This is a genomic window from Roseospira visakhapatnamensis (genome assembly GCF_014197915.1).
GTDB lineage: Bacteria > Pseudomonadota > Alphaproteobacteria > Rhodospirillales > Rhodospirillaceae > Rhodospira > Rhodospira visakhapatnamensis.
This window is the reverse complement of record NZ_JACIGK010000036.1, coordinates 1-21,670: the sequence shown is the minus strand read 5'-3', so window position 1 is coordinate 21,670 and position 21,670 is coordinate 1. Positions and strand designations below refer to the sequence as shown.

The window sequence follows — 21,670 nt, the reverse complement described above, 5'->3', positions numbered from 1 at the left end:
CGACCATGGCGGCCAAGCCGGAGCAAGCCCCATGCACCGTCCCCGCATCCGTCACCAGTGCCTGCTGGAGGCCGACCTCAGCGACCGCCTCGAAGCGGCCGCGCGCCATCCGTCCGCGACCAAGTCGGCGATCATCGCCGACGCCCTGAAGGCGTGGTTCGAGCGCAAAGGCCAGCACGATCTGGACACCCGCTTCGGCCCGCGCCTGGACCGCCTGTCGCGCGGGCAGGATCGGATCCGCCGCGACCTGGACGTGGTGCTGGAGAGCCTGGCGCTGTTCGTGCGCTACCAGCTCACCCAGACCGCCCACCTCCCGGAGCCCGACGCCGCCGCCCGCGCGCAAGGTCAGGACCGCTTCCAGCGCTTCGTCGATCAGGTCGGGCGTCGCATCGCCAAGGGTGAGGGGACTCTGCGACCAACCGATGCGGACACGGGGGCCTCGCCATGATCCCCCATCCGGAAGCCGACGACCGCCGCCGCGCCATGCTGCGCACCGCCATGGGACCGGTCATTGCCGAAGCCCTGGCCGATCCGGCCGTGCTGGAGGTGATGGTCAATCCGGACGGCAGCCTGCGCCTGGATCGCCTGGGCGAGGGGCGCATCGATACCGGCGCCCGCCTGGGCGCCGCCGAGGCCGAACGCATCATCCGCCTGGTGGCCTCGCACGTGCGCGCGGAGGTCCATGCCGACAGCCCGGTGGTCAGCGCCGAACTGCCTTCGGGCGAACGGTTCGAGGGGCTGTTGCCGCCGGTCGCCCCGGCGCCCTGCTTCGCCATCCGCAAGCCGGCCTCGCGCGTCCACACCCTGGGCGATTACATCGCCGACGGCATCCTGACACCCATCCAGGCCGACGGCCTGCGCGCTGCCGTGCGAGCACGGCGCAACATCCTCATCGCCGGCGGCACCTCGTCGGGCAAGACCACGCTGGCCAATGCGCTGCTGGCCGAGGTCGCGTCCGAAGACGAGCGGGTGATCCTCATCGAGGACACCCGGGAACTGCAATGCGCCGCCCCCGACTGCGTCAGCCTGCGCACCCGGCGCGGCCATGTCTCGCTGGCGGATCTGGTGCGCTCCACCCTGCGTCTGCGTCCGGACCGGATCATCGTCGGCGAGGTCCGGGGCGCCGAGGCCCTGGACATGCTCAAGGCCTGGAACACCGGTCACCCCGGCGGGATCGCCACCGTCCACGCCAACTCGGCCCGCGCCGCGCTCTACCGCATCGAACAGCTCTGCCAGGAGGGTGTGGTGACGGTCCCCCGGCGCCTGATCGCCGAGGCCATCGACCTCGTCGTTTTCATCGCCGGCCGGGGTTCCGCCCGCCGGGTCGAGACTGTCGCCGCCGTCACCGGCCTCGACGGCGCGGGTGACTACGCCGTCACGACCCTCACCCCGGAAGGGCTGGCCGCCCTCTGATCCCATCCCGCCAACAGGAGAGACCCATGACCCGATCGTTGCTCCGTCGTCCCGTCGTCCGGAATGGTCTTGCCGCTGCTGTCGGCGCCGCCGTCCTGCTCGCCGCCACGACGGCATACGCCGCCGGCTCCGGTATGCCCTGGGAGGCGCCTTTGGAGCAGATCCTGGAGTCCGTCCAGGGGCCGGTGGCCAAGATCGTCGCCGTGATCATCATCATCATCACCGGCCTGACCCTGGCCTTCGGCGAGACCTCGGGCGGGTTCCGCCGCCTGATCCAGATCGTCTTCGGCCTGTCCATCGCCTTCGCCGCATCAAGCTTCTTCCTGTCCTTCTTCTCCTTCGGCGGCGGAGCGCTGGTGCGATGAGCGGGGCGCCCTCTTCCCTGCCGGGCTTCGAGGTGCCGCTGCACCGGTCCCTGACCGAGCCCATCCTGATGGGCGGTGCGCCCCGCGCGCTGGCCATTGTCATCGGCACCACCGCCGCCGCCATCGGCCTCGGCCTGCAGCAGTGGGTCGCCGGCCTGGTGCTGTGGGTGGTCGGCCACACCATCGCCGTGCTGGCCGCGCGGCGCGATCCCGACGTCGCCGTCGTGCTGGTGCGCCACTTGCGCCAGCAGGGCTGGTGGTCATGCTGAGCCTCGCCGAATACCGGCCGCGCGCCGACCGGCTGGCCGACCACCTGCCCTGGGCCGCCCTGGTCGGGCCGGGCATCGTGCTCAACAAGGACGGCTCGTTCCAGCGCACGGTCCGCTTCCGGGGACCGGATCTTGAAAGTGCGACCGAGGCCGAACTGGTCGGCCTGTGCGCCCGAGCCAACAATGTGCTGCGCCGCCTGGGGTCGGGCTGGGCGCTGTTCTTCGAGGCGGAACGCCGCCCGGCGCCGCACTATCCGGACTCGTCGTTCCCGGATCCGGTCTCGGCCCTGGTGGACGCCGAACGGCGCGCCGCGTTCGAGGGCGGACGCCCGGCTTTCGAGAGCGCCTATCACCTGACGCTGGTGTTCCTGCCGCCACCCGACAGTCAGGCCCAGGCCGAGGCCGCCCTGCTGGAGCGCGAGCGCCCGGCCGGCGGGCGCGACTGGCAGCGTGAGCGGGACCGCTTCGTCGAGGAGACGGACCGCATCCTCGACCTTCTGACTGGGGTGCTGCCCGAGGTGCGGGCGCTCGATGATGCCGGGACGCTGACCTTCCTGCACGGCACCATCTCGACCAAGCGCCACCCGGTCGCCGTGCCTGACGTGCCGATGTACCTGGACGGCGTGCTTGTGGATACGCCCATGACGGGCGGGCTGGAGCCCATGCTGGGGGCGGCTCACCTGCGCACCGTCACCGTGCTCGGCTTCCCGGGGATGACCCGGCCCGGCCTGCTGGACGCGCTCAACCGCTTGGACTTCGGCTACCGTTGGGTCACCCGCTTCCAGCCGCTGGACAAGACCCAGGCCACCCGCGCGCTGACCCGTCTGCGCCGGCAGTGGTTCGCCAAGCGCAAGTCCATCACCGTCCTGCTGCGCGAGGTGCTGACCAACGAGCCGGTGCCCCTGCTGGACAGCGACGCCGACAACAAGGTGGTCGATGCCGATGCGGCGTTGCAGGCCCTGGGCGGCGATCATGTCGGCTTCGGCCATCTGACCGCCACTGTCACCGTCTGGGATGAGGACCGCGCGCTGGTCGAGGATCGGGTGCGCGCGGTCGAGCGGGTGATCAACGGGCTGGGGTTCACCTGCATCCGAGAGACCGTGAACGCGGTCGAGGCGTGGCTGGGCAACCTGCCCGGGCAGGTCTACGCCAACGTGCGCCAGCCGCTGGTGCATACCCTGAACCTGGCCCACCTGATGCCCCTGTCGGCCGTGTGGGCCGGGCCGGCGCGCAACGCCCACCTGGACGGCCCGCCGCTGCTGCTGGCCGAGACCTCGGGTTCAACCCCGTTCCGGCTGTCCACCCATGTCGGCGATGTCGGCCACATGCTGATCGTGGGTCCCACCGGGGCGGGCAAGTCGGTGCTGCTGGCGCTGATGGCGCTGCAGTTCCGCCGTTATGCCGGTGCCCAGGTGTTCATCTTCGACAAGGGCAATTCCGCCCGCGCCGCCGTGCTGGCCATGGGCGGAACCCACCATGTGCTGGGGGCCGACGGCACGCTGGCCTTCCAGCCGCTGCGCGCCATCGACGATCCGGCCACCCGAAGCTGGGCCGCCGAGTGGATCGGCGCGTTGCTGGTCCACGAGGGCGTCACCGTCACCCCGGAGATCAAGGACGCCGTCTGGTCGGCGCTCGGCAGTCTGGCCAGCGCCCCGCCGGACGAACGCACCCTGACCGGGCTGGCCGTGCTGCTGCAGTCCAACGCCCTGAAGGCCGCGCTGGCGCCCTACACCCTGGAAGGCCCCTTCGGCCGGCTGCTGGACGCCGCAGAGGACCGGCTGGCCCTGACCGACGTGCAGGCCTTCGAGACCGAGGCCTTGATGCGCGAGGCCGGCGTGGTCCTGCCGGTGTTGACCTATCTGTTCCACCGCCTGGAGACCCGCTTCGACGGCCGGCCGACCGTGCTGGTCCTGGACGAGGCGTGGGTGTACCTCGACAACCCGCTGTTCGCCGCGCGCATCCGCGAATGGCTCAAGGTGCTGCGCAAGAAGAACGTCGCCGTCGTCTTCGCCACCCAGTCGCTGGCCGACATCGCCGACAGCGGCATCGCCCCGGCCATCGTCGAGAGCTGCCCGCAGCGCATCTTCCTGCCCAACGAGCGCGCCGTCGAGCCGCAGGCCTGCACCGTCTACGAACGCTTCGGGTTGAACGCGCGGCAGATCGACCTGATCGCCCAGGCGACGCCGAAGCGCGAGTATTACCTCCAGTCCCGGCGCGGCAACTGCCTGTTCCAGCTCGGCCTCGGACCGCTGGCGCTGGCCCTGTGCGGGGCCTCCGATCCGGCCGCGCAGACCCTCATCGACAGCCTGTCCGACACGCCGGCCGGCGCACCCTTCGCCGCCGCCTTCCTGCGCGCGCGCGGCCTGAACTGGGCCGCCGACCTGATCGAGGTGAAAGCGGCCGGTGACCAAGTCCCATTCCCCCAACCCGAAGGAGATCCGTCATGACCCGCCGTTCCCTGGCGGCGCTGATCGCCGCCGCTCTCGTGTTCGCCGTGCCCGGTGCCGCTCGCGCCGCCTGGCCGGTGTTCGATTCCACCAACTACGTCCAGAACGTCCTGCAGGCCGCCCGCGCCCTGGAGCAGATCAACAACCAGATCCAGGCCCTGCAGAACCAGGCCGTCATGCTGGAGAACATGGCCCGCAACCTGACCAGCCTGGACCATTCCGCGCTGCAGGACCTGACCGGCGCCCTGGTGCGGATCGACGCCCTGATGCGTGAGGCCGATGGGCTGAGCTACAGCCTCGACCGCCTGGAGGATCAGTGGCGGGCCCGCTACCCCGAGACCTACGACAGCACCGTCACCGTCGACGACATGGCCGTCGCCGCGCGCGAACGCTGGCGCGATGCCATGGATGCCTGGCATCAGTCGATGCGCGTGCAGTCGCGCATCGTCGAGGACATCCGCGCCGATCACGGCGTGCTCGCCGATCTGGTCACCCGCAGCCAGGGCGCCGTCGGCGCGCTGCAGGCCCAGCAGGCCGGCAACCAGCTCCTCGCCCTCGCCGCCAAGCAGCAGATGCAGCTGCAGACCCTGCTCGCCGCTCAGGCCCGCGCCGAGGCGCAGGAGAACGCCCGCAAGGCCCAGGCGGAGGAAGCGGCACGGGCAGCCACAGAACGCTTCCTCGGTGACGGCGTTGCCTACACCCCGCGCTGAGCCGATCGGCGTTCCTCACGGCGACTTTGGAACGGTGACGTCATGGACGATTTGAACGTTATCGATACCTTCCTGGACACCTTCGTCCACTACATCGACAGCGGCTTCGGCCTGCTGCAGGGCGACGTCGCCTTCCTGACCACCATCCTGATCGGTATCGACATCACCCTGGCCGGCCTGTTCTGGGCTCTGGGCGCCGATGACGCGCTGCCCGGCCGGCTGCTGCGCAAGGTGCTCTACGTCGGCGCCTTCGCCTTCATCCTGAACCGCTTCGAGACCCTGGCCGGCATCCTGTTCGAGTCCTTCGCCGGGCTCTCGGCCTGACCGCCGGTGGTCTGGCCGCCGACGATCTGCTGCGCCCCGGACGCATCGCTGGCACCGGGTTCGAGGCCGCGTGGCCGCTGCTCGATCACGTCGCCGACATGGTCGGCTTCCCCGAGGTGTTCTCCAACCTGCTCAGCGTAGTCGTGCTGCTGATGGCCTGGGTGCTGGTCATCGTCGCCTTCTTCGTGCTGTCGGTGCAGCTCTTCATCACCATCCTGGAGTTCAAGCTGACCACGCTGGCCGGCTTCGTCCTGATCCCCTTCGCGCTGTGGAACAAGACCGCGTTCCTCGCCGAGCGCGTGCTGGGCGCGGTGGTCGCCGCCGGCATCAAGATGATGGTGCTGGCGGTCATCGTCGGCATCGGCGCCGGCCTGTTCGATACCTTCACCGAGGCCCTCAATGCCGGCGAGCCCACCATCGAAGCCGCCATGTCCCTGGTGCTGGCCTCGCTGGCGCTGCTGGGCCTGGGCATCTTCGGTCCCGGCATCGCCGCCGGCCTCGTCACCGGTGCGCCGCAGCTTGGTGCCGGCGCGGTGCTCGGGACCGGCGGGGCTGCCGCCGGTGTGGCCCTGATCGGTGGGGGCACGGCCCTGGCCGGTGCGCGTCTGGCCGGGACGGGCGGACTGGTCGCCGTGCGGGCCGGCACCGCCCTGGGAACGGGTGCCGCGAGCGCCTTCCGCCTGGGCGAGGCCACGTCCGGGACGAGCGGACCCGGCGCGACCCTCGCCGGGCTCGGCGGCATGGCCCGGGCCGCAGGGAGTGCCGCCACCCGACCGCTCCGCGAGGCCGCCGCCGACGGCCGCCGCGCCGCCTGGACCGCCACCGGCGGAACTGCTCCCGCCGGGTCCGCCGGATCCATGCCCGACCCATCGTCATCCGCACCCGCCTGGGCGCGCCGCCTGCGCACCGAGCAGCGGGTCCGCGCCCGCCTGCAGGACGCCCAGCAGACCCTGCGCGACGGCGACCGTCCGGGCGGCGGGACCGCGCCATCCCTTGGCGACAAGGAGGACTGAGCCATGCCCTTCAAACGCCCTGTGCAGCGTTACGGCCGCACCCCCGAGCCCGTCACCCCCTACCAGAAAGCCGCACAGTTGTGGGATGAGCGCATCGGCTCCGCCCGCGTTCAGGCCCGCAACTGGCGCCTGATGGCCTTCGGGTGCCTGACCCTGGCCATGGGACTGTCGGGCGGACTGGTCTGGCAGTCCCTGCAAAGCCGGGTCGTGCCCTATGTGGTCGAGGTCGACACCTTCGGCGCCGCCCGGGCCGTCGCCCCCGCCGTGGAGACCTACCAGCCCACCGACGCCCAGATCGCCTGGCACCTGGGGAGGTTCATCACCAACGTGCGCTCGGTCTCCACCGATCCCGTCCTGGTGCGGAAGAGCTGGCTCGCCGCCTACGACCTCGTGACCGACCGCGCGGCGGTGTTCCTGAACGCCCATGCCCGCGCCGCCGAGCCCTTCGCCCGCATCGGCGAGCGCAGCATCTCGGTGCAGATCACCAGCGTCGTCCGGGCCTCCGAGCGGTCCTTCCAGGTCGCCTGGACGGAACAGCACTTCGAGCGCGGCAGCCCGGTCGCCACCGAGCGCTGGACCGCCATCCTCACCGTCACCCTGCGCCCACCGCGCACCACCGAGGCGCTGCGCGCCAACCCACTCGGCCTGTTCGTCACCGCCATCGACTGGTCGCGCACCTTCGAGACCGAGGTGCCGGAGTCCCCCGAACAGCCAGCGCCGGCCGCTGCGCCCCAGCCCGATCCGTCCGCGCCCCCGCAGGAAAGGACCGCCCCATGATCGTCCCCCGTCCAACCCGCGCGGCGCTCGTCGCGACCGTCTCCCTGCTGACGCTGGCCGCCTGCGCCGGCCGCACCCCGCCGCCGTCGATCCAGTATGACAGCGAGGACTTCCAGGCCGCTGCCATCATCCCCGAACCGCCGCGTCCGGTTGAGATCGTCGAGGTGCCCCGACCGCTGCCCCTGCCGGGCCAGTTGCTGCCGCCACCCGGCCAGCCGGAACCCGACGACCGCCCGCCCGAGGCGCGCGTTGCCGCCGCCAATGCCGCCGCGACCCGCGAGCCCACCCGGCATGGCTACCTCAACGCCATTCAGGTCCATCCCTATACGCCGGGCGCCCTGTACCGGCTCTACACCGCGCCGGAACGCGTCAGCGACATCGCCCTGCAGCCCGGTGAGACCCTGGTCTCCGTCGCCGCCGGTGATACCGTGCGCTGGGTGATCGGCGACACCACCAGCGGCAACGGCTCCGACCGCCGGGTGCATGTGCTGATCAAGCCGTTCGCGCCCGGCCTGACAACCAACATGATCATCACCACCGACCGCCGCGCCTACCATCTGGCCCTGCAGAGCACCGAGGCGACCGCCATGGCCGCGCTGTCCTGGACCTATCCGGCGGATCAGATCCTGGCCCTGCGCCGCCAAAACGACGCCGCCGAGGCGGCCCAGCCCCTGGCGGACGGCCTGAACCTGGACGGCCTGCGCTTCCGCTACGCCATCTCCGGCGATAATCCGCCCTGGCGCCCGGTACGGGCCTTCGACGACGGGCACAAGGTCTACATCGCCTTCCCCCGCCGCATCGACCAGGGCGAGGCCCCGCCGCTGTTCATCATCGGCCCCGACGGCGGCAGCCAGCTCGTGAACTACCGCATGCGCGGGAATTACTACATCGTCGACCGTCTGTTCGCCGCCGCCGAACTGCGCCTGGGCGGGCATGACCAACAGGTCGTGCGCATCACCCGCACCGACGGCCGCCCGGCCGGGGCAGGCGGATCATGACCGCGCCCCCGAAAGCCGACCCCGAGACCCTGGCCCTGCGCGCCACGCCCCGCCGTGTGGTGCGTTTCCGGCGCGGCCTGCTGATCGGGCTGACCGCCCTGGGCGCCGGCGCGGTGATGACCGTGACGCTTCTTGCCTTGCAGGGGCCAGACCTGCGCCGGGGTTCAGAAGGCGAGGACCTCTACACACCCGGCCGTGCCCCCACGCCCGAGGGGCTGGAGGGCCTGCCCGACGACTACGGCGACCTGGACCCCCCGGCGCCGCCGCCGATTCTGGGGCCGCCGCTGCCCGGTGACCTGGGTCGGCCGATCCTGGAACGCCGCCGCCGCGTCGGCCTGGAGCCCGATCCCGCCGACCGCGCCGCCGAGGCCGAACGCCAGCGTCTCGCGGCGCAGGCGCTGCAGGCCCGCGAGTCCGGCGTGCTGTTCCGGATCGATACCCGGCCGGGCGGGGCCGTGGCCGTCGCGCAGGAGCCGGATGGATCCGATCGTGCCGGCGCAGACGCCCCATCGTTGGCGCCGCCCGGTGACCGCCTCGCCCTGGATCCCGAGCGCGACCCCAACGGCCAGCAGACCAAACTGGACTTCCTCAACCGGCGCCAGACCGGCGGGATCTACAATCCGCACGCCCTGGAGACCCCGGCCTCGCCGCATCAGGTCATGGCCGGCAGCATCATCGCCGCCAGCCTGATCACCGGCCTCAACTCCGACCTGCCCGGCACCGTCATCGCCCAGGTCACCGAGCACGTCTACGACACCGTCACCGGCCAGGTGCTGCTGATCCCGCAGGGCTCCCGCCTGATCGGCACCTACGACAGCGTCATCGCCTTCGGGCAGTCCCGCGCCCTGGTCGTGTGGCACCGGATCGTGATGCCGGACGGCTCCTCCATCGAGATCGACAACCTGCCGGCCACCGACCCGGCTGGATACGCCGGCCTGGAAGACGGTGTGGACTATCACGTTGACCGTCTGGCCACGGGTGTCGTGCTGGCCACCCTGCTTGGTGTCGGCTCTGAACTGACCCTGGGCGACAGCGAGTCCGAACTGGTCCGGGCCCTGCGCGAGTCTCTCCAGGGAAACGTCAATCGCGCCGGCTCGCGCCTGACCGAGCGGTTCCTCGACATGCAGCCGACCCTGACCATCCGGCCCGGGTTCCCGCTGCGCGTGATCGTCGCGAGAGACTTGATCCTCCGCCCCTACCAAGGAGGCTGAGCCATGCTCAAGCTGCCGCGCCTGCCCGACCGCACGCCGGTTCGCCTGACCGTCACCCTGGATGCGCCGCTCCACGCCGCCCTCAAACAGTATGCCTCCCTCTATGAGGCCACTTATGGAGATAGCGAGAGCGTCGCCGAATTAATTCCTTTTATTCTGCGTGCTTTCCTGGACGCCGACCGCGCCTTCACCCGCGCCCGCAAGGATGGCCTGGCCGAGGGCGACGATCCCGCCGCACCGAGACGCCGCCGGCGGCGGTCTGCGGGTGAGCGAGACGCCGCCGATTCCCAACCCACCAGCCAGGAGACCGGAACATGAGCGTCATCCTCAGCCTCGCCCAGGCGCGGGAAGAGCTGGCGGCGTGGCGCGACGACTACAATCGTCGGCGCCTGCACTCAACTCTCGGCTACATCACCCCGGAGCAAGCTGAGCTTCGCGCCGCATAACCCGGTGTCCACTTTTTCAGGGCAAGGTCAAACCAGCCCTCATCTTGAATCACAGAACCCCACTCTTGGGAATCTGGAGGGTTCTCTGAGGTCCGTGGCGCGGGCGGTCAGGCGGTTCCGGAGCTCAGAGAAGCCGGATTGAACGGAACCGCGGTGAGCGCCGGTACCCTATGGGGATTTGGCAAGCAGAGAGCTGTCCGCCGATGGCGTGCGGGACAGACGGTTGATGGCGGAGACGTCCGCCACGGGGTGTTTACGAGGCCGCAGGCCCGGCACGGTCTGTGTTTGTGGCCTGCTTTTGTCAGGCACGCCCCGGATGATGACCGGTGCCGGGGCCATCAGTCCCACGTTGGGACGAATGCTGGCGGCACCGTCGAGGACCGACGGTGAACGGACGCGTGTCATGGCGGATCGACGGGGCGTCATGGGGCCTCTGGCGGGCCGGTGGCCGAGGCAGGCGGTTGGCGGGGCAGCGCGGCGACCAAGACCATGGCGCCGCCACAGCACGGACAGAGGCGGACGTCCTCACCGGTGAGTCGGTTGTGATGGTCGCGCCAGTCGGGCTCGACGTCCTCGACCTGGGGCGGCGGCGCGGACAGAAGCCGGCGGCACTGTGCCAGCCGGTCCGAGCGATGGCCGTTGGCCAGGAAGCCGTAGTGGCGGATGCGGTGGAAACCGTCGGGCAGCACGTGCAGCAGGAAGCGGCGGAGGAACTCCTCGGCCTCCAGGGTCATGACCTTCTGCTTGTCGTGGTGGCGGTAGTCCTTCCAGCGGAAACGGACGCGGCCGTTGTCCATGTCCACGAGGCGGCTGTTGGCGATGGCGACGCGGTGGGTGTAGCGGCCGAGGTAGGCGAGCACCGGGGCGGGGCCGTCGAACGGGCGCTTGGCGTAGACGACCCAGTCGATGCACCGCAGGTCCCGGAGATGGCGGGCGAAGACGGCCGGCTCCGCCAGCCCGGCGAGATCGCCGAAGACGGCCAACTGGCCGGCCGAATAGGCCGCCGCCAAGTGGTCGAGGACCAGGCGGCGGAACAGGCGGGCCAGGACCTTGACCGGCAGGAAGAACCCGGGCCGGCAGGCGATCCATCGCTGGCCGTCGGGAGCGATGCCACCGGCCGGTACGATGCAATGCAGGTGGGGGTGATGCTGAAGCGCCTGACCCCACGTGTGCAGCACGGCGACGAGGCCGATCTCGGCGCCCAGGTGACCGGGATCGGCGGCGATCGTGCGCAGGGTCTCGGCCATCGCCTTGAACAGGATGTCGTAGACGACCGCCTTGTTCTGGAAGGCGATGGCGCCGACCTTGGCGGGTACGGTGAAGACGACATGGGCGTAGGGCACCGGCAGCAGTTCGGCCCGGCGCGCGGCCAGCCAGCGGGCGCGGGCCAAGCCCTGGCACTTGGGGCAATGCCGGTTGCGGCAGGAGTTGTAGGCGATGCGCACGGTTCCGCAGTCGCGGCAGGCCTCGACATGACCGCCGAGCCGGGCGGTGCGGCAGGCCTCGATGGCCGCCATCACCCGCCGCTGGCCCCGGTCCAGCCGTCCCGCGCGACTCGCGCGGTAACCGGCGCCGTGGCGGCGGATCACATCCGCCACCTCCAGCGTCGTCCCCATGGCCGGCACATCACGGCGGCGGCACCACCGTCACGGGCAGGGCGTCGAGCGGGCTGCGGGTGCGGGCGATGGTGGTGGTGGCGACCTGGGTATAGCGGGCCGTCGTCGAGAGATTGGTGTGGCCGAGCAGCACCTGGATGATGCGGATGTCGGTGCCGGTCTCCAGCAGATGGGTGGCGAAGCTGTGCCGCAGGGTGTGGACCGTGACCCGCTTGTCGATCCCCGCCGCCGCGCGCGCCGACCGGCAGGCGCTGTGCAGCACGGTGGGCTCGATCGGCCGGTCTTCCCGCCCGGGAAAGAGCCAGTGGCGCGGCCGGGCGCGCCGCCAGTAGCCGCGCAGGATCTCAAGCCCAACTTGAACAGTGGCCGCGGGACAGACCGTGAACATGGCTCGCAAGTCATTGATTTTGTTGAGCCGTGTTTTTGGCGGCCGGAATCTGTGGTGCTAAATAGTGGCCTGAAAGGCCATGTTTTCCTTGACTCTCCGCGTGCTGACGCGGTGACATATTTGCATGTTCGTGCGTGAGAAGACCATAAACGGGTACACCTACCTCTATCTCGTCAAAAACGTGAGGGAGGGAAAGCGCACGCGCCAGCAGATCATCAAGAACCTGGGCCGCAAGGACGCCGTGCTGGCCAACGGCGACCTGGACCGGCTGCTGGCCTCCATCGGCCGCTTCTCGGAACGGGCCGCCATCCTGTCGCGCATCGAGGCCGGCGATACGTCCGGGCTGCGATGCCGCCGCATCGGCCCGCCCCTGCTGTTCGGCCGCCTGTGGGAGGAGACCGGCTGCCGGGCGGTGATCGAGCAGGCCCTTGCCCCCCGAGGCTTTGAATTCCCGGTCGAGCGCGCGATCTTCACCGCCGTCCTGCACCGGATCATGGTCTCCGGCTCGGACCGGGCCTGCGAGCAATGGATGGACGACTACGACATCCCCGGAGCGGACGATCTGTCGCTGCATCACTTCTATCGCGCCATGGCCTGGCTGGGCGAGGCGCTGCCCGAGGACCGCCAGGCGCACGCCACGCCGTTTGCCCCGCGCACGGTCAAGGACGAGATCGAGGAGGCCCTGTTCGACCGTGGCCGCGACCTGTTCACCGATCTCAGCGTGGTGTTCATGGACACCACCTCGCTCTCCTTCACCGGCGCCGGCGGCGAGACCCTGGGCCGGCGCGGCCATTCCAAGGACCACCGGCCGGACCTGAACCAGATGATCCTGGCCGTGGTCATCGACGGCGACGGCCGCCCCATCTGTTCGGAGATGGCGCCGGGCAACACGGCCGACGTCACCGTGCTTTTGCCCATCATCGACCGCCTGCGCCACCGCTTCGCCATCGGCCGGGTCTGCGTGGTGGCGGATCGCGGCATGATCGCCGAGGCCACCATCACCGCCCTGGAAGAGCGCGGCCTGGAGTACGTCCTGGGCGTGCGCGAACGGACAGACAAGCGGGTGCGGGACCACGTTCTGGACGACCCGACGCCGTTCACGCCCCTGCTGGTCGAGCGGGCGCAAGGCGAGACCCAGCTGTTCGCCAAGGAGGTCCGGGTCGACGGCCGCCGCTATATCGTCTGCCGCAACGAGGCCGAGGCCGAGAAACAGCGGCGCGACCGCCAGGCCATCATCGAGGGGCTGGAGAAGCAACTGGCCAAGGGCGACAAGGCCCTGGTCGGCAACTCGGCTTATCGGCGCTATATCCGCAAGCCCCGGCGCCAGGGCGACGACGGGCCGGAAGAGGCCACCGAGCCCGTCTTCGAGATCGACGCCGGCAAGCTGGCCGAAGAGGCCCGATACGACGGCGTTTTCGTGCTGCGCACCAACGCCCGCATCTCGCCCTTGCAGGCCATGCTGCGGTACCGCGACCTGCTTCAGGTGGAGGCGGTGTTCCGCACCGCCAAGGCGCTGATGCACACGCATCCCATCTACCATTCCTCCGACGCCGCCATCCGCGGCCACGTGTTCTGTTCCTTCCTGGCCCTGGTGCTGCGCAAGGACCTGCAGGCGCGCTGCGAGGCCGCCGGGCTCAAGCCGGAATGGGGCGAGGTGCTGCGCGATCTCGACCGGCTGCAGGAGGTCACCTGGGACACCGGGCCGCGCACCCTGATCCTGCGCACACCGGTCGCCGGGGTCACCGGCGCTCTGTTCCAGGCCGCCCGCGTCGCCCTGCCGCCCAACGTCCGCGAGCCCAAAGCCTGAGCCCGGAACCCAGCCCCTGAAGACCGAAATGTGGTGCTAACAACCGGCGCCGCACTCGTACCCTATTGATATTCAATACTCTTTCGGAGGACGGCGTTCAAGTTGGGCCAAGCAGCTGCGACGACAGCATGGCGTAGCGGTCCTTGCCGCCCTTGCTCTGCTCGACGCGGATCAACATGCGGCCGCTGTCGATGTCGCCGACCTTCAGCGCCACCACCTCCGAGACGCGCAGCCCGGCCGCATACGCGGTGGTCAGCGCGGCGCGGGTCTTGAGGGCCGGCACCGCCTCCAGGAACCGCACCACCTCGTCGGCGCTCAGCACCACCGGCAGCTTGCGCGGCTCGCGCGCGTAGGCGATCCGCTCCGGCACCTCCGCCCGCCCCAGGGTGACACCGTAAAAGAACCGCAGCGCCGCCACCGTCTGGTTCAGGCTGGCCCAGGATATGCCGCGCGAGATCAGATGAACCTGGAAGGTGCGCACGTCGTCGAGACCGAGGCGATCCGGGGAGCGCCCGAAAAACCGGCTGAACTTCGACACCGCATGCAGGTACGATCGTTGGGTCGCCGGCGACAGATTGCGGACGGTCATGTCCTCGATCATGCGGCGGCGTAGAGGGCTCACGTCGGCCATCGGGGGCTCCTGTCGGAAAGGGGTCGTGGAAAACCCTCCATTCTGGACAGGAGACCCTCCCCATCCCGTTAGCGCCCTACCGCGAAGCGGTTTCGTTCAATCCGCTCTAATACCCGGTCTCACCAGCGAGGCCGCGACGGAACAGCGCTGCTTCCAGCAGGCGGCGTTGGCGCAGGTGTTCTGAATTTGGCCAGTGCTTCGTCATGGCCTCGAAATGCGCCGGAATCCCGTCCAGATCTCCCGCGCTCAGGCCATCCCATATGTCGATCATCTCGCGCCGCGAGTCACTGACCTCCAGACTTGTGCCTCGGTTCAAGACAAGGCTGACCAGGGCCGTCTGACACAGCGCCGGCAGGGTCGGTGTTTGCGGGTAGGTGGCGTCCGTCTGCGCGATCTTGTCCGGAAGGGTCCGGTTCAAATAGACGCTCAGGGAGTCGGCGAAGGCGATCCGGATATCGGCAAGCGCGCGGGCGGCCGCCTTCGACCCCGGTTTGCCGCAATGCGCGGTCAGGCGCTGCAGGTCGTTCGGCGAAAGATGCGCTCCCCAATCGTTCGACAATTCGTGCTCTTCGATGAATTGCAGATCATAGCCGAACCCGATCGTGATGCCGCTGCTCACCCCTGGATAATGCGGATGGGCAGTGAAGCGTTCATAGTAGGTGCGCCCCCCGCTTTCCTGACGGCCGATGAACGTCCCCCCCTCGGTCGAAAGCCGCTGGTGGAGAGCGGGCTGATCGAAGAGCGCGCCAGCGAGCAGCCGATTGATCTCGTCACCGCTGCCCGCAATACCCAGTTCGTTGCGGGCCTCGGCGACGGCGCGCGATGTGGCGGCGCCATAGTCACCATCGTCCGCGATCATGGCCCCCATCCGATTGAGGAGTTGTTGCGCGCGCATCACGGAGGGATTGTTGCGGTCACCGCGCCGCAGTGGCAGGTCGAGACCAAGCGTCTCATCCCGCGCCGCCGCCGCCCGCGCGACGGGATTGGCGGGCCCTGTTTGGGCCGTCGCGTCGGCGGCCTCGCCCGGGGCCCAAGGCACTCCCAGCGCCTCCGCCGTCTCTCGCGTACAGATGCCGTCGACCCGCAGGCCGTTGTGCTTCTGCGCCTCGATCAGCGCCATCGCGGTCTGGGGTCCGAACGCACCGTCGATACCAACGCCAAGCACCCGTTGCAGCGCCCGCACGCGATCTCCGGATGCGCCGAAGCGCAGCCTTCCGAAATGGGCCACCATGGCCGGAAGGGCGGCGTCCGCGATCGAGCCCCCGGAGCGGTCGATCAGCAGACGCATCAGCCGCATCTCGCGCGCTGTAACCAGAAGATAGCTGAAGCGCCGACCGACGTCGGAAGCCTTGTTCGTCTTGCTCAGACCGGCCACCTGTCGGAAGGTCGCCCAGTCCCCGCGGTGACGGTTCTCGGCAAAGGTACCCGAGACAGTCTGGCATCCCGCCGAGCTGAATTTCACTGTCCCCGAATGATACGTGGGGTGGATGTTGTCCCCAGGCGCGCAGCGATCCCAGAGATCACCAAGCGCATAGCGTGAGTTCTCGCAGCTTCGCAGCACCACGACGGTCTGGAAAAGACGGAACGCATTCCAGACCTCATTGTGCGCCCCGCAGACATAGCGATAGCACCCCGTGGGAAGCATGTTCGCGTCGCGGCTGGACACGCCATTGTCCGTGCATTTCCCGACCTGTTTTCTCATCTCATGCAGGTTCGGCACCGTCGAGCCCTGGAACAGTGCGACTGTCTTCTGGCTTCGGTCCCACACGCCCAGAACGCATCGCCGGGCCGTGTGGTCGTACTTCGCCTCGGATACCATCCCTGTGGCCGCCATGGGCTGGTGGCTCCCGCCGGCCGGTGGATGCAGGTCACAACCCCGCAGGCCGAACAGCACGGCGTTGGCACTGTCCGGTTCGATGTCGTTGATGCGGCAGAACAGGTCTAACGTGTTATGATCAACCTTGAAGGGCCGGGCATCGAACGGCATCGGTCCCTCGTCCGGAACGACGAGATGCGCGAAATCGGGTGTATCGAACCGATTGCCGTCCGGATCCGCGTCAGCCAAGGCGGGGGTAATGTCGAGAACCGGCTCGTCCTTGGCGAGTTCGAACGCCAGGATGGCGCGGTCCGAGGCGCCGGCCTCCGAATCCAGCAAGGCGCCCGGTCGGGGCACCCCATCGGGCCCGCCTTTGGCGACCTTCGGGCCCTTCCGGAGCGGCAGCGCCTCCGCCTCGAGGAAGGCGTCGTTAAGCGCCTGGGGCACCGGCGGATTGATCGGAGTGTGGGTTTCGTCGGTTGGATCGCCATGGAAGAAGCGCTCCATCTTGCGACCATGATCCTCCGACCGACGGTGCAACGGGATGGCGCGGGACCCGGGATCCGGATCATTGACCTCCACCCAGTGGATCAGCTCGTGCAGGATGAGGCCCTGGATGTACTTCCGCGCCGCCGGATCGTGCGCCACGGTCTGGAACCCGCGAATCAGGGCCGCGTTGAGATGGATCGTGTTTTTCTTCCGAATACTGACGTAACCGTAAGTCGGCGAACTGCCAGGAGTCCGCGCCATCTCCTCGGGAACAAGGCGCGGGCCGAGGTTCCAACGCAAACCGCGTCTGACTACGTTCTCATCTTGGGTTCCGGGTCTTAGTTCGGTTAGCGTGAGGAAGCGATCGTAGACAGGGCCAAGCTGCGGATCGGTCTCAACCGTCGGCAGCCAGTGTTGGACAAGGTCGACAAGCGCTCGGGCATCTGGCTTGTTCAACAGGCTTGCTATGATCTCGGCCATTGCCCTCACCCCTACTCTTACGGCGTGATTCCGCAATGTGAAGTGTAATTCACTAGGATTCCATCCTGCGAAATTCTTGTTCTTGATTTGTACTGGTCCTCGGAGTATAAATTCTGGAGCGCCCTTTTCACATCGTCCTCATCTAACGTTCCCGACGGGAGATTAAGCGCATTGCGGAAAGTCGTGATGGCAGATTTACACTCGTTACTCTCGACGGAGCTGTCATTCAGTTGAGTGGTGACTTTTCCCAAGCTTTCGTTCACCAGGTACTCAATTGCCGCCCGGCGAGTGACGTCTCCCATTATACCGTCAGCATTCGCGTCGACCACTCCTTGCATGTCCCTAACGTCCTCCGACTGAAGGAGCCCGCTTCCGCCCTCGCTCTCCGACGAAGACCTTGTGGCAGGCTTGACGGTGATAGTGAACAGCGCTGTCTGGCCGAACAAATTGCCGACCGGAGTCGTGATCACCCGGTTCGCAGTCGCCTCGTCCGCCGCAACGGTCACGGTCAGCCGGTCGCCGGAGATCGTGGGCTTCGTGGCCAGCCCGTTGTCAAACACCGAAAATGGCGCCGCGCCGCCCAGGACCGCTGTGACTCTCTCGGCCGTGCCCGCCTTGATGTCGGTCGAAGCCGGGGTTACCGTGATCGGGCCAGGGCCCGAGATGTTCTCGATGCCGCCGAGCGGGCAGCCCGAAAACACCGTCCCCCCGAAGGCGATCGGCTGTTTTGGTAAATCGTTCAGGGCATTGGTCAGTTGCACCCGGGCCCTGTCCATGTCCTTACCCCGTCGGTCGGCTTCGTCCCACGCACGTCCCAATTCAGGGGGCAACTGTTGGCTCGTCTGTGTCGTTAACGCACTTGCTACGTCGGGCACGACATCGCCGGCTCCAGCCGGGACGTTGACCCCTAGACCTGCCAATCGGCCCGACACGATGGTCCTGAGGCTGCGGTCGAGGACAAGCACATCGGGCTCGCTCCGGCGCACAGCGTCGTTCACGGCCCAGCGGATCTCTTCCACCTTGTTGACAAGTTGCTCGCCCAGAATGCTCGTGTTTTGCAGGATGCGGTTGGCGTACTCCAGGCCGAGGTCGGCCCGCGCCAACCGATCCTCGGCCGATGTCTTCAGCCTGATGTGGGCCGGATCACTTGTCCCGATGTAGTCTTCGTCTCCGTCCTTATTGGTGTTGGCGGCGACACGTATGGCTTCGTCCACGGCGCTCCGATAGGCCGCGACCGACGCCTGGAAATTGGACAGGGCGATCTGCACCGGGATGAGCGGCTGTTCGGCGCCCCGCGCGTTCGTCGCCGCGGTCAGAACGCAGCCGATGGCCTGGGCGCCCAGGCTGTAGGCGTCCTCGTGCGCCTTGGTCATAAGGGCCTGACCGCTGATGCCCAGGAAGGTCGTCGCCAAGCCCGTGATGAGCGTCGGGCTCTGATCCGCGCCAACCACGCCCAAACCCAGGGCTGCCAACGCGCCGCCTAGAGAGGCGACGTTCACCGCCGAACGCACTTGGGAGCGACGCTGCAGCGCGCTCTGATAGGCGTCCTGGACGAACTGCGCATACGCACGAGCCGAGTCGACCGACACGTAACGCGTGCGTAGATTGGTACTGCCCTCCTCGAACGCATAGTCGCCGTCGTTCAGGCGCTCTATCTGCGCCTCCGAGGGAACGAGACCCGGACGCGGAACGTCGGGCTCGATGTAAGGCAAACCCGCGCACCCAGTCGCTGTCATCATGCCCACAAACGCGGCAATCTGCGCAGATGAGCGCACCTTTCGCGTGACAACTATTTGGCGGCCCACCATAAGATATTTTTTTAGAAACATAGACGCAAATGATAGTGGACCTTTTCGTTGTTTTCCATCCTTTTTCGTTTCGATTAAGTATTATCCGCAATTAAATAACTGGATTTTTCGAGGTCTCCGGAGATTCGGCGCCCCCCCCGAGATCAGGTTTTTCGGGAGCACTGTTTTCGGCTCAAGAGGTTTTTTTTGAGAATTATGCTTGTGACGGCACCAAGAACTGCCATGATATCAAGATAAACACAGCCTTCAGTAGCGGCTCCACTCTTGTATATCCAGAACCTCACAACAGACGCGCTGCCCCTCTTGCTTATCATGAGGAAAGACTCTCAAATGAGCGCCACCGGTTTAGAAAAAATTCACCACACGACACATTGAGTTTGTGGGCGCTGATAAAATATCTTCTTTTTTATGCACAAAAGAACAAGCATTCTATTTAATTTTTCAGAGAAAAAGCTAAAACAATATTAATTCATCTCTGCCAATAGTGCATTTAAGCATAAAGTATTCAAAGGTAGCTTTTATCTCAGTAGCTCCATCGCAAACGTCTCCAACACATGCCGCTCCCACGCCTCCAGTGCTGCCCGTTTCTCGTCGGCCCAGTCGTGGCGCTGGTAGGTGCCGACCACGCCCGCTCGGGACCCGGAGACGTGATTGAGAACAGCTTCCGTGACTTCGAGACGCACACCCAGGCGCTGCAGTCCAGTCGCCACGGTGCGGCGGATGTCGTGCAACCGCCAAGGCGCCAAAGCACCCTTGCCCGTCACATCCTCGGTCTCTTCGGACAGGCGCCGCGCCATCGCCTTATCCAGGCGCGCCTTCGCTTTCGAGAACCCGCTGAACGGTGAGGCGCCGGTGGTCGTGAACATGTGGCGCGCTGTTCCACCGTCCGACCCGTCCGTCGCCAGCACGCGCGGTCTGGACGACAGGATCGACAGGGCGGATTCCCCCAAAGGCACCTGATGGGGAACGCCGTTCTTGGCGCGCTCTCCCGGAATCGTCCACTGGGCCGCATCCAAGTCGACCTCCGCCCACCGCATACCGGCGACCTCATCCCGCCTCTGGCCGGTCAGAACCAGCAGACGAACGATGGATGCAAACGGCTCCCCCACATCATCACAGGCGCTCCACAGTGCCCTTAACTCCGCAACCGACAACACGCGGTCGCGCTTCGTTTCCTGGGCAGGCGCGGATACCCCGGCGCAGGGAGACGTCGCTATCAGATCGCGGGAAGCGGCCCAGTTGAAGAGCTTCCGTGTGTGGGCCAGGACGCGGTTGGCCATGACCGGCGCGCCACGGTCCACCACGCCGTCGATCAGGCGGATCACGTCCTTGCGCTCAATCTCGCCGATACGCCGACGGCCCCACTTGGGTTCGAGTTCACGCCGGAGCACGCGCTCCACCTCCTGCCAGCTTCGGTTCCTGACCTTGGCATGGCGGGTGATGAATTCCGTGATGATGTCGCGGATAGTGTCGTCTGGAGGAGCCTCGGGGACCGCCTGTGGCCGTCTCGCCTTCCGGGGATCGGTGCCGGCGTCCAGAAGCCGGAGAGCATCGCGTGCCTTGTCGCGGGCCTCTGCCAGCCCGACAACCGGATAGTCGCCCAGCCGGTATTTCACCGGCGATCCCTGCCAGCGATACCGCAAGGCCCAGCTTTTCCCTCCGGTGGGCTGAACCACGAAGTACAACCCCTGTAGGCCCGCGTCCGGGATCTCAAGGCGGGTCGCGCCCGGTTTTTTTGACTTGACAAACCGCTCAGTCAGGACCTGCCCCATGAGCCCCTCCTCGGCTTTTCTGGGTAACAGCTGGGTATCAGGCGACGGGATACGGATCGATTTCGCATGTCATAACGATACCGGACGTACTGCCTTAGCGCAATGAAATATAATAATAAACTGAGGCGTATGGGTGATGATTTGAGGCCGTTCGTTATGCCTACGCACGTAACTCTTAATCAGCGGGTCCAAGGTTCGAGTCCTTGTGCGCCCACCAATTAAACCCCCGGAAACGCTTACGTTTCCGGGGGTTTCGCTTTTGCGGGAAGGGGGTGTTAGTCATTTTGTCTGCCTGCGTTAGTCACTCGGTGTTCCACCGGCGTTCCTGGTGGCTGTAGCGCGGCGGTCGATTTGGCACAAATCGGCAGGGATTTGGCACACCGGACATTGGTCCGGGGTGGGCGTTTCGGGCGGGGGCAGAATGCCCTGGCGTGCTGTGAATCACGTGTCCACCTGGGTGCCCTTTGAGGGGCCATTAAAAGTAGATGGAGGTGCTCCTGAGATTCGCTCCAGAATCGTCGCGACGTGGGTTGGATCGGCATCGGAGAGCCAGGCCCGGCGGCCGGTGCCGCGCGTCCACTCCATTATTCCGATTTCCTTACTGGCCCTGTGATCTCGAAGAGATGAACCTCCTTTGGGTGTGTTCGGCCGTCTACGCCTTCTTTGTAGTGAATCAGGACATCCCCACGGAACTCCGGCTGGCCGCGAAGGCTTTCGGTGTCGACCGCAATGCTCATCGTCAGTTTGACCCTTCTCTGGCCGGTAATCTCCGGAAGGCGAACCCGCCACCCGCTGGGCTGTGTAACCTGATGTCTGGAAATTTTGTTCGTGGGGGCGCACCTGCGTGCCCATCCGTGGGGCGCGCCCCACGGATGGGCTACCCTCCAGTC

The 21,670-nt window shown here is 67.3% G+C and carries 20 protein-coding genes; 14 read left to right on the top strand and 6 right to left on the bottom strand.

Annotated elements, in window-relative coordinates; genetic code table 11:
• The first annotated feature begins 31 nt into the window (after positions 1-31).
• Genes GGD89_RS17410 through GGD89_RS17355 form a run of 13 tightly spaced genes read left to right on the top strand, consistent with a single transcriptional unit; the run spans position 32 to position 9,973 of the window.
• On the top strand, positions 32-448 hold the full coding sequence (locus GGD89_RS17410; protein WP_184048032.1) for a CopG family transcriptional regulator: 417 nt from the start codon (positions 32-34) through the stop codon (positions 446-448).
• Positions 445-1,413: a P-type conjugative transfer ATPase TrbB gene (gene trbB, locus GGD89_RS17405; protein ID WP_184048029.1), complete on the top strand. Its 969-nt coding sequence runs from the start codon at positions 445-447 to the stop codon at positions 1,411-1,413. The genes GGD89_RS17410 and trbB overlap by 4 nt, the downstream gene beginning before the upstream one ends.
• Before the next feature lie 26 nt (positions 1,414-1,439).
• On the top strand, positions 1,440-1,778 hold the full coding sequence (locus GGD89_RS17400; RefSeq protein WP_184048026.1) for a TrbC/VirB2 family type IV secretion system protein: 339 nt from the start codon (positions 1,440-1,442) through the stop codon (positions 1,776-1,778).
• The gene (locus GGD89_RS17395; protein WP_184048023.1) at positions 1,775-2,047 is read left to right on the top strand and encodes a VirB3 family type IV secretion system protein; all 273 of its coding nucleotides are present in this window, start codon (positions 1,775-1,777) and stop codon (positions 2,045-2,047) included. Before GGD89_RS17400 ends, GGD89_RS17395 begins: the two co-directional genes overlap by 4 nt.
• Complete coding sequence (gene trbE / locus GGD89_RS17390) at positions 2,041-4,494, top strand: conjugal transfer protein TrbE (RefSeq protein WP_184048021.1); 2,454 nt, start codon at positions 2,041-2,043, stop codon at positions 4,492-4,494. Before GGD89_RS17395 ends, trbE begins: the two co-directional genes overlap by 7 nt.
• On the top strand, positions 4,491-5,204 hold the full coding sequence (gene trbJ / locus GGD89_RS17385) for a P-type conjugative transfer protein TrbJ (RefSeq protein WP_184048018.1): 714 nt from the start codon (positions 4,491-4,493) through the stop codon (positions 5,202-5,204). Before trbE ends, trbJ begins: the two co-directional genes overlap by 4 nt.
• A 42-nt stretch (positions 5,205-5,246) precedes the next feature.
• Positions 5,247-5,528, top strand: a complete 282-nt coding sequence (locus tag GGD89_RS20705; protein WP_425503054.1) for a type IV secretion system protein — start codon at positions 5,247-5,249, stop codon at positions 5,526-5,528.
• On the top strand, positions 5,525-6,541 hold the full coding sequence (trbL, locus tag GGD89_RS17380) for a P-type conjugative transfer protein TrbL (protein WP_425503055.1): 1,017 nt from the start codon (positions 5,525-5,527) through the stop codon (positions 6,539-6,541). The genes GGD89_RS20705 and trbL overlap by 4 nt, the downstream gene beginning before the upstream one ends.
• 3 nt (positions 6,542-6,544) lie before the next feature.
• Positions 6,545-7,318, top strand: a complete 774-nt coding sequence (gene trbF, locus GGD89_RS17375) for a conjugal transfer protein TrbF (RefSeq protein WP_184048015.1) — start codon at positions 6,545-6,547, stop codon at positions 7,316-7,318.
• Positions 7,315-8,316 carry a P-type conjugative transfer protein TrbG gene (gene trbG, locus GGD89_RS17370; RefSeq protein ID WP_184048012.1) on the top strand — a complete coding sequence of 334 codons (1,002 nt, stop codon included), beginning with the start codon at positions 7,315-7,317 and terminating at the stop codon, positions 8,314-8,316. Before trbF ends, trbG begins: the two co-directional genes overlap by 4 nt.
• On the top strand, positions 8,313-9,527 hold the full coding sequence (locus GGD89_RS17365) for a TraB/TrbI/VirB10 family type IV secretion system protein (RefSeq protein ID WP_184048009.1): 1,215 nt from the start codon (positions 8,313-8,315) through the stop codon (positions 9,525-9,527). The genes trbG and GGD89_RS17365 overlap by 4 nt, the downstream gene beginning before the upstream one ends.
• A 3-nt stretch (positions 9,528-9,530) precedes the next feature.
• On the top strand, positions 9,531-9,845 hold the full coding sequence (locus tag GGD89_RS17360; protein ID WP_184048006.1) for a DUF2274 domain-containing protein: 315 nt from the start codon (positions 9,531-9,533) through the stop codon (positions 9,843-9,845).
• Complete coding sequence (locus GGD89_RS17355; protein ID WP_184048003.1) at positions 9,842-9,973, top strand: integrase core domain-containing protein; 132 nt, start codon at positions 9,842-9,844, stop codon at positions 9,971-9,973. Before GGD89_RS17360 ends, GGD89_RS17355 begins: the two co-directional genes overlap by 4 nt.
• Before the next feature lie 422 nt (positions 9,974-10,395).
• On the opposite strand, the gene GGD89_RS17350 is transcribed toward GGD89_RS17355, so the two are convergent.
• Together GGD89_RS17350 and GGD89_RS17345 are read right to left on the bottom strand one after the other, a co-directional pair.
• Positions 10,396-11,589, bottom strand: coding sequence for an IS91 family transposase (locus GGD89_RS17350; protein WP_184048000.1), 1,194 nt, complete (start codon positions 11,587-11,589; stop codon positions 10,396-10,398).
• Between the two features lie 10 nt (positions 11,590-11,599).
• Positions 11,600-11,977, bottom strand: coding sequence for a tyrosine-type recombinase/integrase (locus GGD89_RS17345; RefSeq protein WP_221238539.1), 378 nt, complete (start codon positions 11,975-11,977; stop codon positions 11,600-11,602).
• A 124-nt stretch (positions 11,978-12,101) separates the two neighbouring features.
• Between GGD89_RS17345 and GGD89_RS17340 the strand changes: the two genes are divergently transcribed.
• Entirely contained in the window at positions 12,102-13,784 is a 1,683-nt protein-coding gene (locus GGD89_RS17340) for an IS1634 family transposase (RefSeq protein ID WP_184047997.1), read from the top strand.
• 97 nt (positions 13,785-13,881) lie between these two features.
• On the opposite strand, the gene GGD89_RS17335 is transcribed toward GGD89_RS17340, so the two are convergent.
• The 4 genes from GGD89_RS17335 to GGD89_RS17320 all read right to left on the bottom strand — a co-directional run bounded on the left by GGD89_RS17335 (position 13,882) and on the right by GGD89_RS17320 (position 20,780).
• Complete coding sequence (locus GGD89_RS17335) at positions 13,882-14,415, bottom strand: tyrosine-type recombinase/integrase (protein ID WP_184047995.1); 534 nt, start codon at positions 14,413-14,415, stop codon at positions 13,882-13,884.
• A gap of 106 nt (positions 14,416-14,521) precedes the next feature.
• Positions 14,522-17,200 carry a peptidoglycan-binding protein gene (locus GGD89_RS17330; RefSeq protein WP_184047992.1) on the bottom strand — a complete coding sequence of 893 codons (2,679 nt, stop codon included), beginning with the start codon at positions 17,198-17,200 and terminating at the stop codon, positions 14,522-14,524.
• A gap of 17 nt (positions 17,201-17,217) precedes the next feature.
• A complete protein-coding gene (locus GGD89_RS17325) occupies positions 17,218-18,912 on the bottom strand; it encodes a hypothetical protein (protein WP_184047989.1) in 1,695 nt (564 codons plus the stop codon).
• Positions 18,913-19,526: 614 nt separating this feature from the next.
• Positions 19,527-20,780 carry a tyrosine-type recombinase/integrase gene (locus GGD89_RS17320; RefSeq protein ID WP_184047986.1) on the bottom strand — a complete coding sequence of 418 codons (1,254 nt, stop codon included), beginning with the start codon at positions 20,778-20,780 and terminating at the stop codon, positions 19,527-19,529.
• Between the last annotated feature and the right edge of the window lie 890 nt (positions 20,781-21,670).

Excerpts from the sequence above, each read along its gene's own strand:
- GGD89_RS17410 (WP_184048032.1), top strand. The coding sequence starts at position 32 with ATGCACCGTCCCCGCATCCGTCACCAGTGCCTGCTGGAGGCCGACCTC.
- trbB (WP_184048029.1), top strand. The coding sequence starts at position 445 with ATGATCCCCCATCCGGAAGCCGACGACCGCCGCCGCGCCATGCTGCGC.
- GGD89_RS17400 (WP_184048026.1), top strand. The coding sequence starts at position 1,440 with ATGACCCGATCGTTGCTCCGTCGTCCCGTCGTCCGGAATGGTCTTGCC.
- GGD89_RS17395 (WP_184048023.1), top strand. The coding sequence starts at position 1,775 with ATGAGCGGGGCGCCCTCTTCCCTGCCGGGCTTCGAGGTGCCGCTGCAC.
- trbE (WP_184048021.1), top strand. The coding sequence starts at position 2,041 with ATGCTGAGCCTCGCCGAATACCGGCCGCGCGCCGACCGGCTGGCCGAC.
- trbJ (WP_184048018.1), top strand. The coding sequence starts at position 4,491 with ATGACCCGCCGTTCCCTGGCGGCGCTGATCGCCGCCGCTCTCGTGTTC.
- GGD89_RS20705 (WP_425503054.1), top strand. The coding sequence starts at position 5,247 with ATGGACGATTTGAACGTTATCGATACCTTCCTGGACACCTTCGTCCAC.
- trbF (WP_184048015.1), top strand. The coding sequence starts at position 6,545 with ATGCCCTTCAAACGCCCTGTGCAGCGTTACGGCCGCACCCCCGAGCCC.
- trbG (WP_184048012.1), top strand. The coding sequence starts at position 7,315 with ATGATCGTCCCCCGTCCAACCCGCGCGGCGCTCGTCGCGACCGTCTCC.
- GGD89_RS17365 (WP_184048009.1), top strand. The coding sequence starts at position 8,313 with ATGACCGCGCCCCCGAAAGCCGACCCCGAGACCCTGGCCCTGCGCGCC.
- GGD89_RS17360 (WP_184048006.1), top strand. The coding sequence starts at position 9,531 with ATGCTCAAGCTGCCGCGCCTGCCCGACCGCACGCCGGTTCGCCTGACC.
- GGD89_RS17355 (WP_184048003.1), top strand. The coding sequence starts at position 9,842 with ATGAGCGTCATCCTCAGCCTCGCCCAGGCGCGGGAAGAGCTGGCGGCG.
- GGD89_RS17350 (WP_184048000.1), bottom strand. The coding sequence starts at position 11,589 with ATGGGGACGACGCTGGAGGTGGCGGATGTGATCCGCCGCCACGGCGCC.
- GGD89_RS17345 (WP_221238539.1), bottom strand. The coding sequence starts at position 11,977 with ATGTTCACGGTCTGTCCCGCGGCCACTGTTCAAGTTGGGCTTGAGATC.
- GGD89_RS17340 (WP_184047997.1), top strand. The coding sequence starts at position 12,102 with ATGTTCGTGCGTGAGAAGACCATAAACGGGTACACCTACCTCTATCTC.
- GGD89_RS17335 (WP_184047995.1), bottom strand. The coding sequence starts at position 14,415 with ATGGCCGACGTGAGCCCTCTACGCCGCCGCATGATCGAGGACATGACC.
- GGD89_RS17330 (WP_184047992.1), bottom strand. The coding sequence starts at position 17,200 with ATGGCCGAGATCATAGCAAGCCTGTTGAACAAGCCAGATGCCCGAGCG.
- GGD89_RS17320 (WP_184047986.1), bottom strand. The coding sequence starts at position 20,780 with ATGGGGCAGGTCCTGACTGAGCGGTTTGTCAAGTCAAAAAAACCGGGC.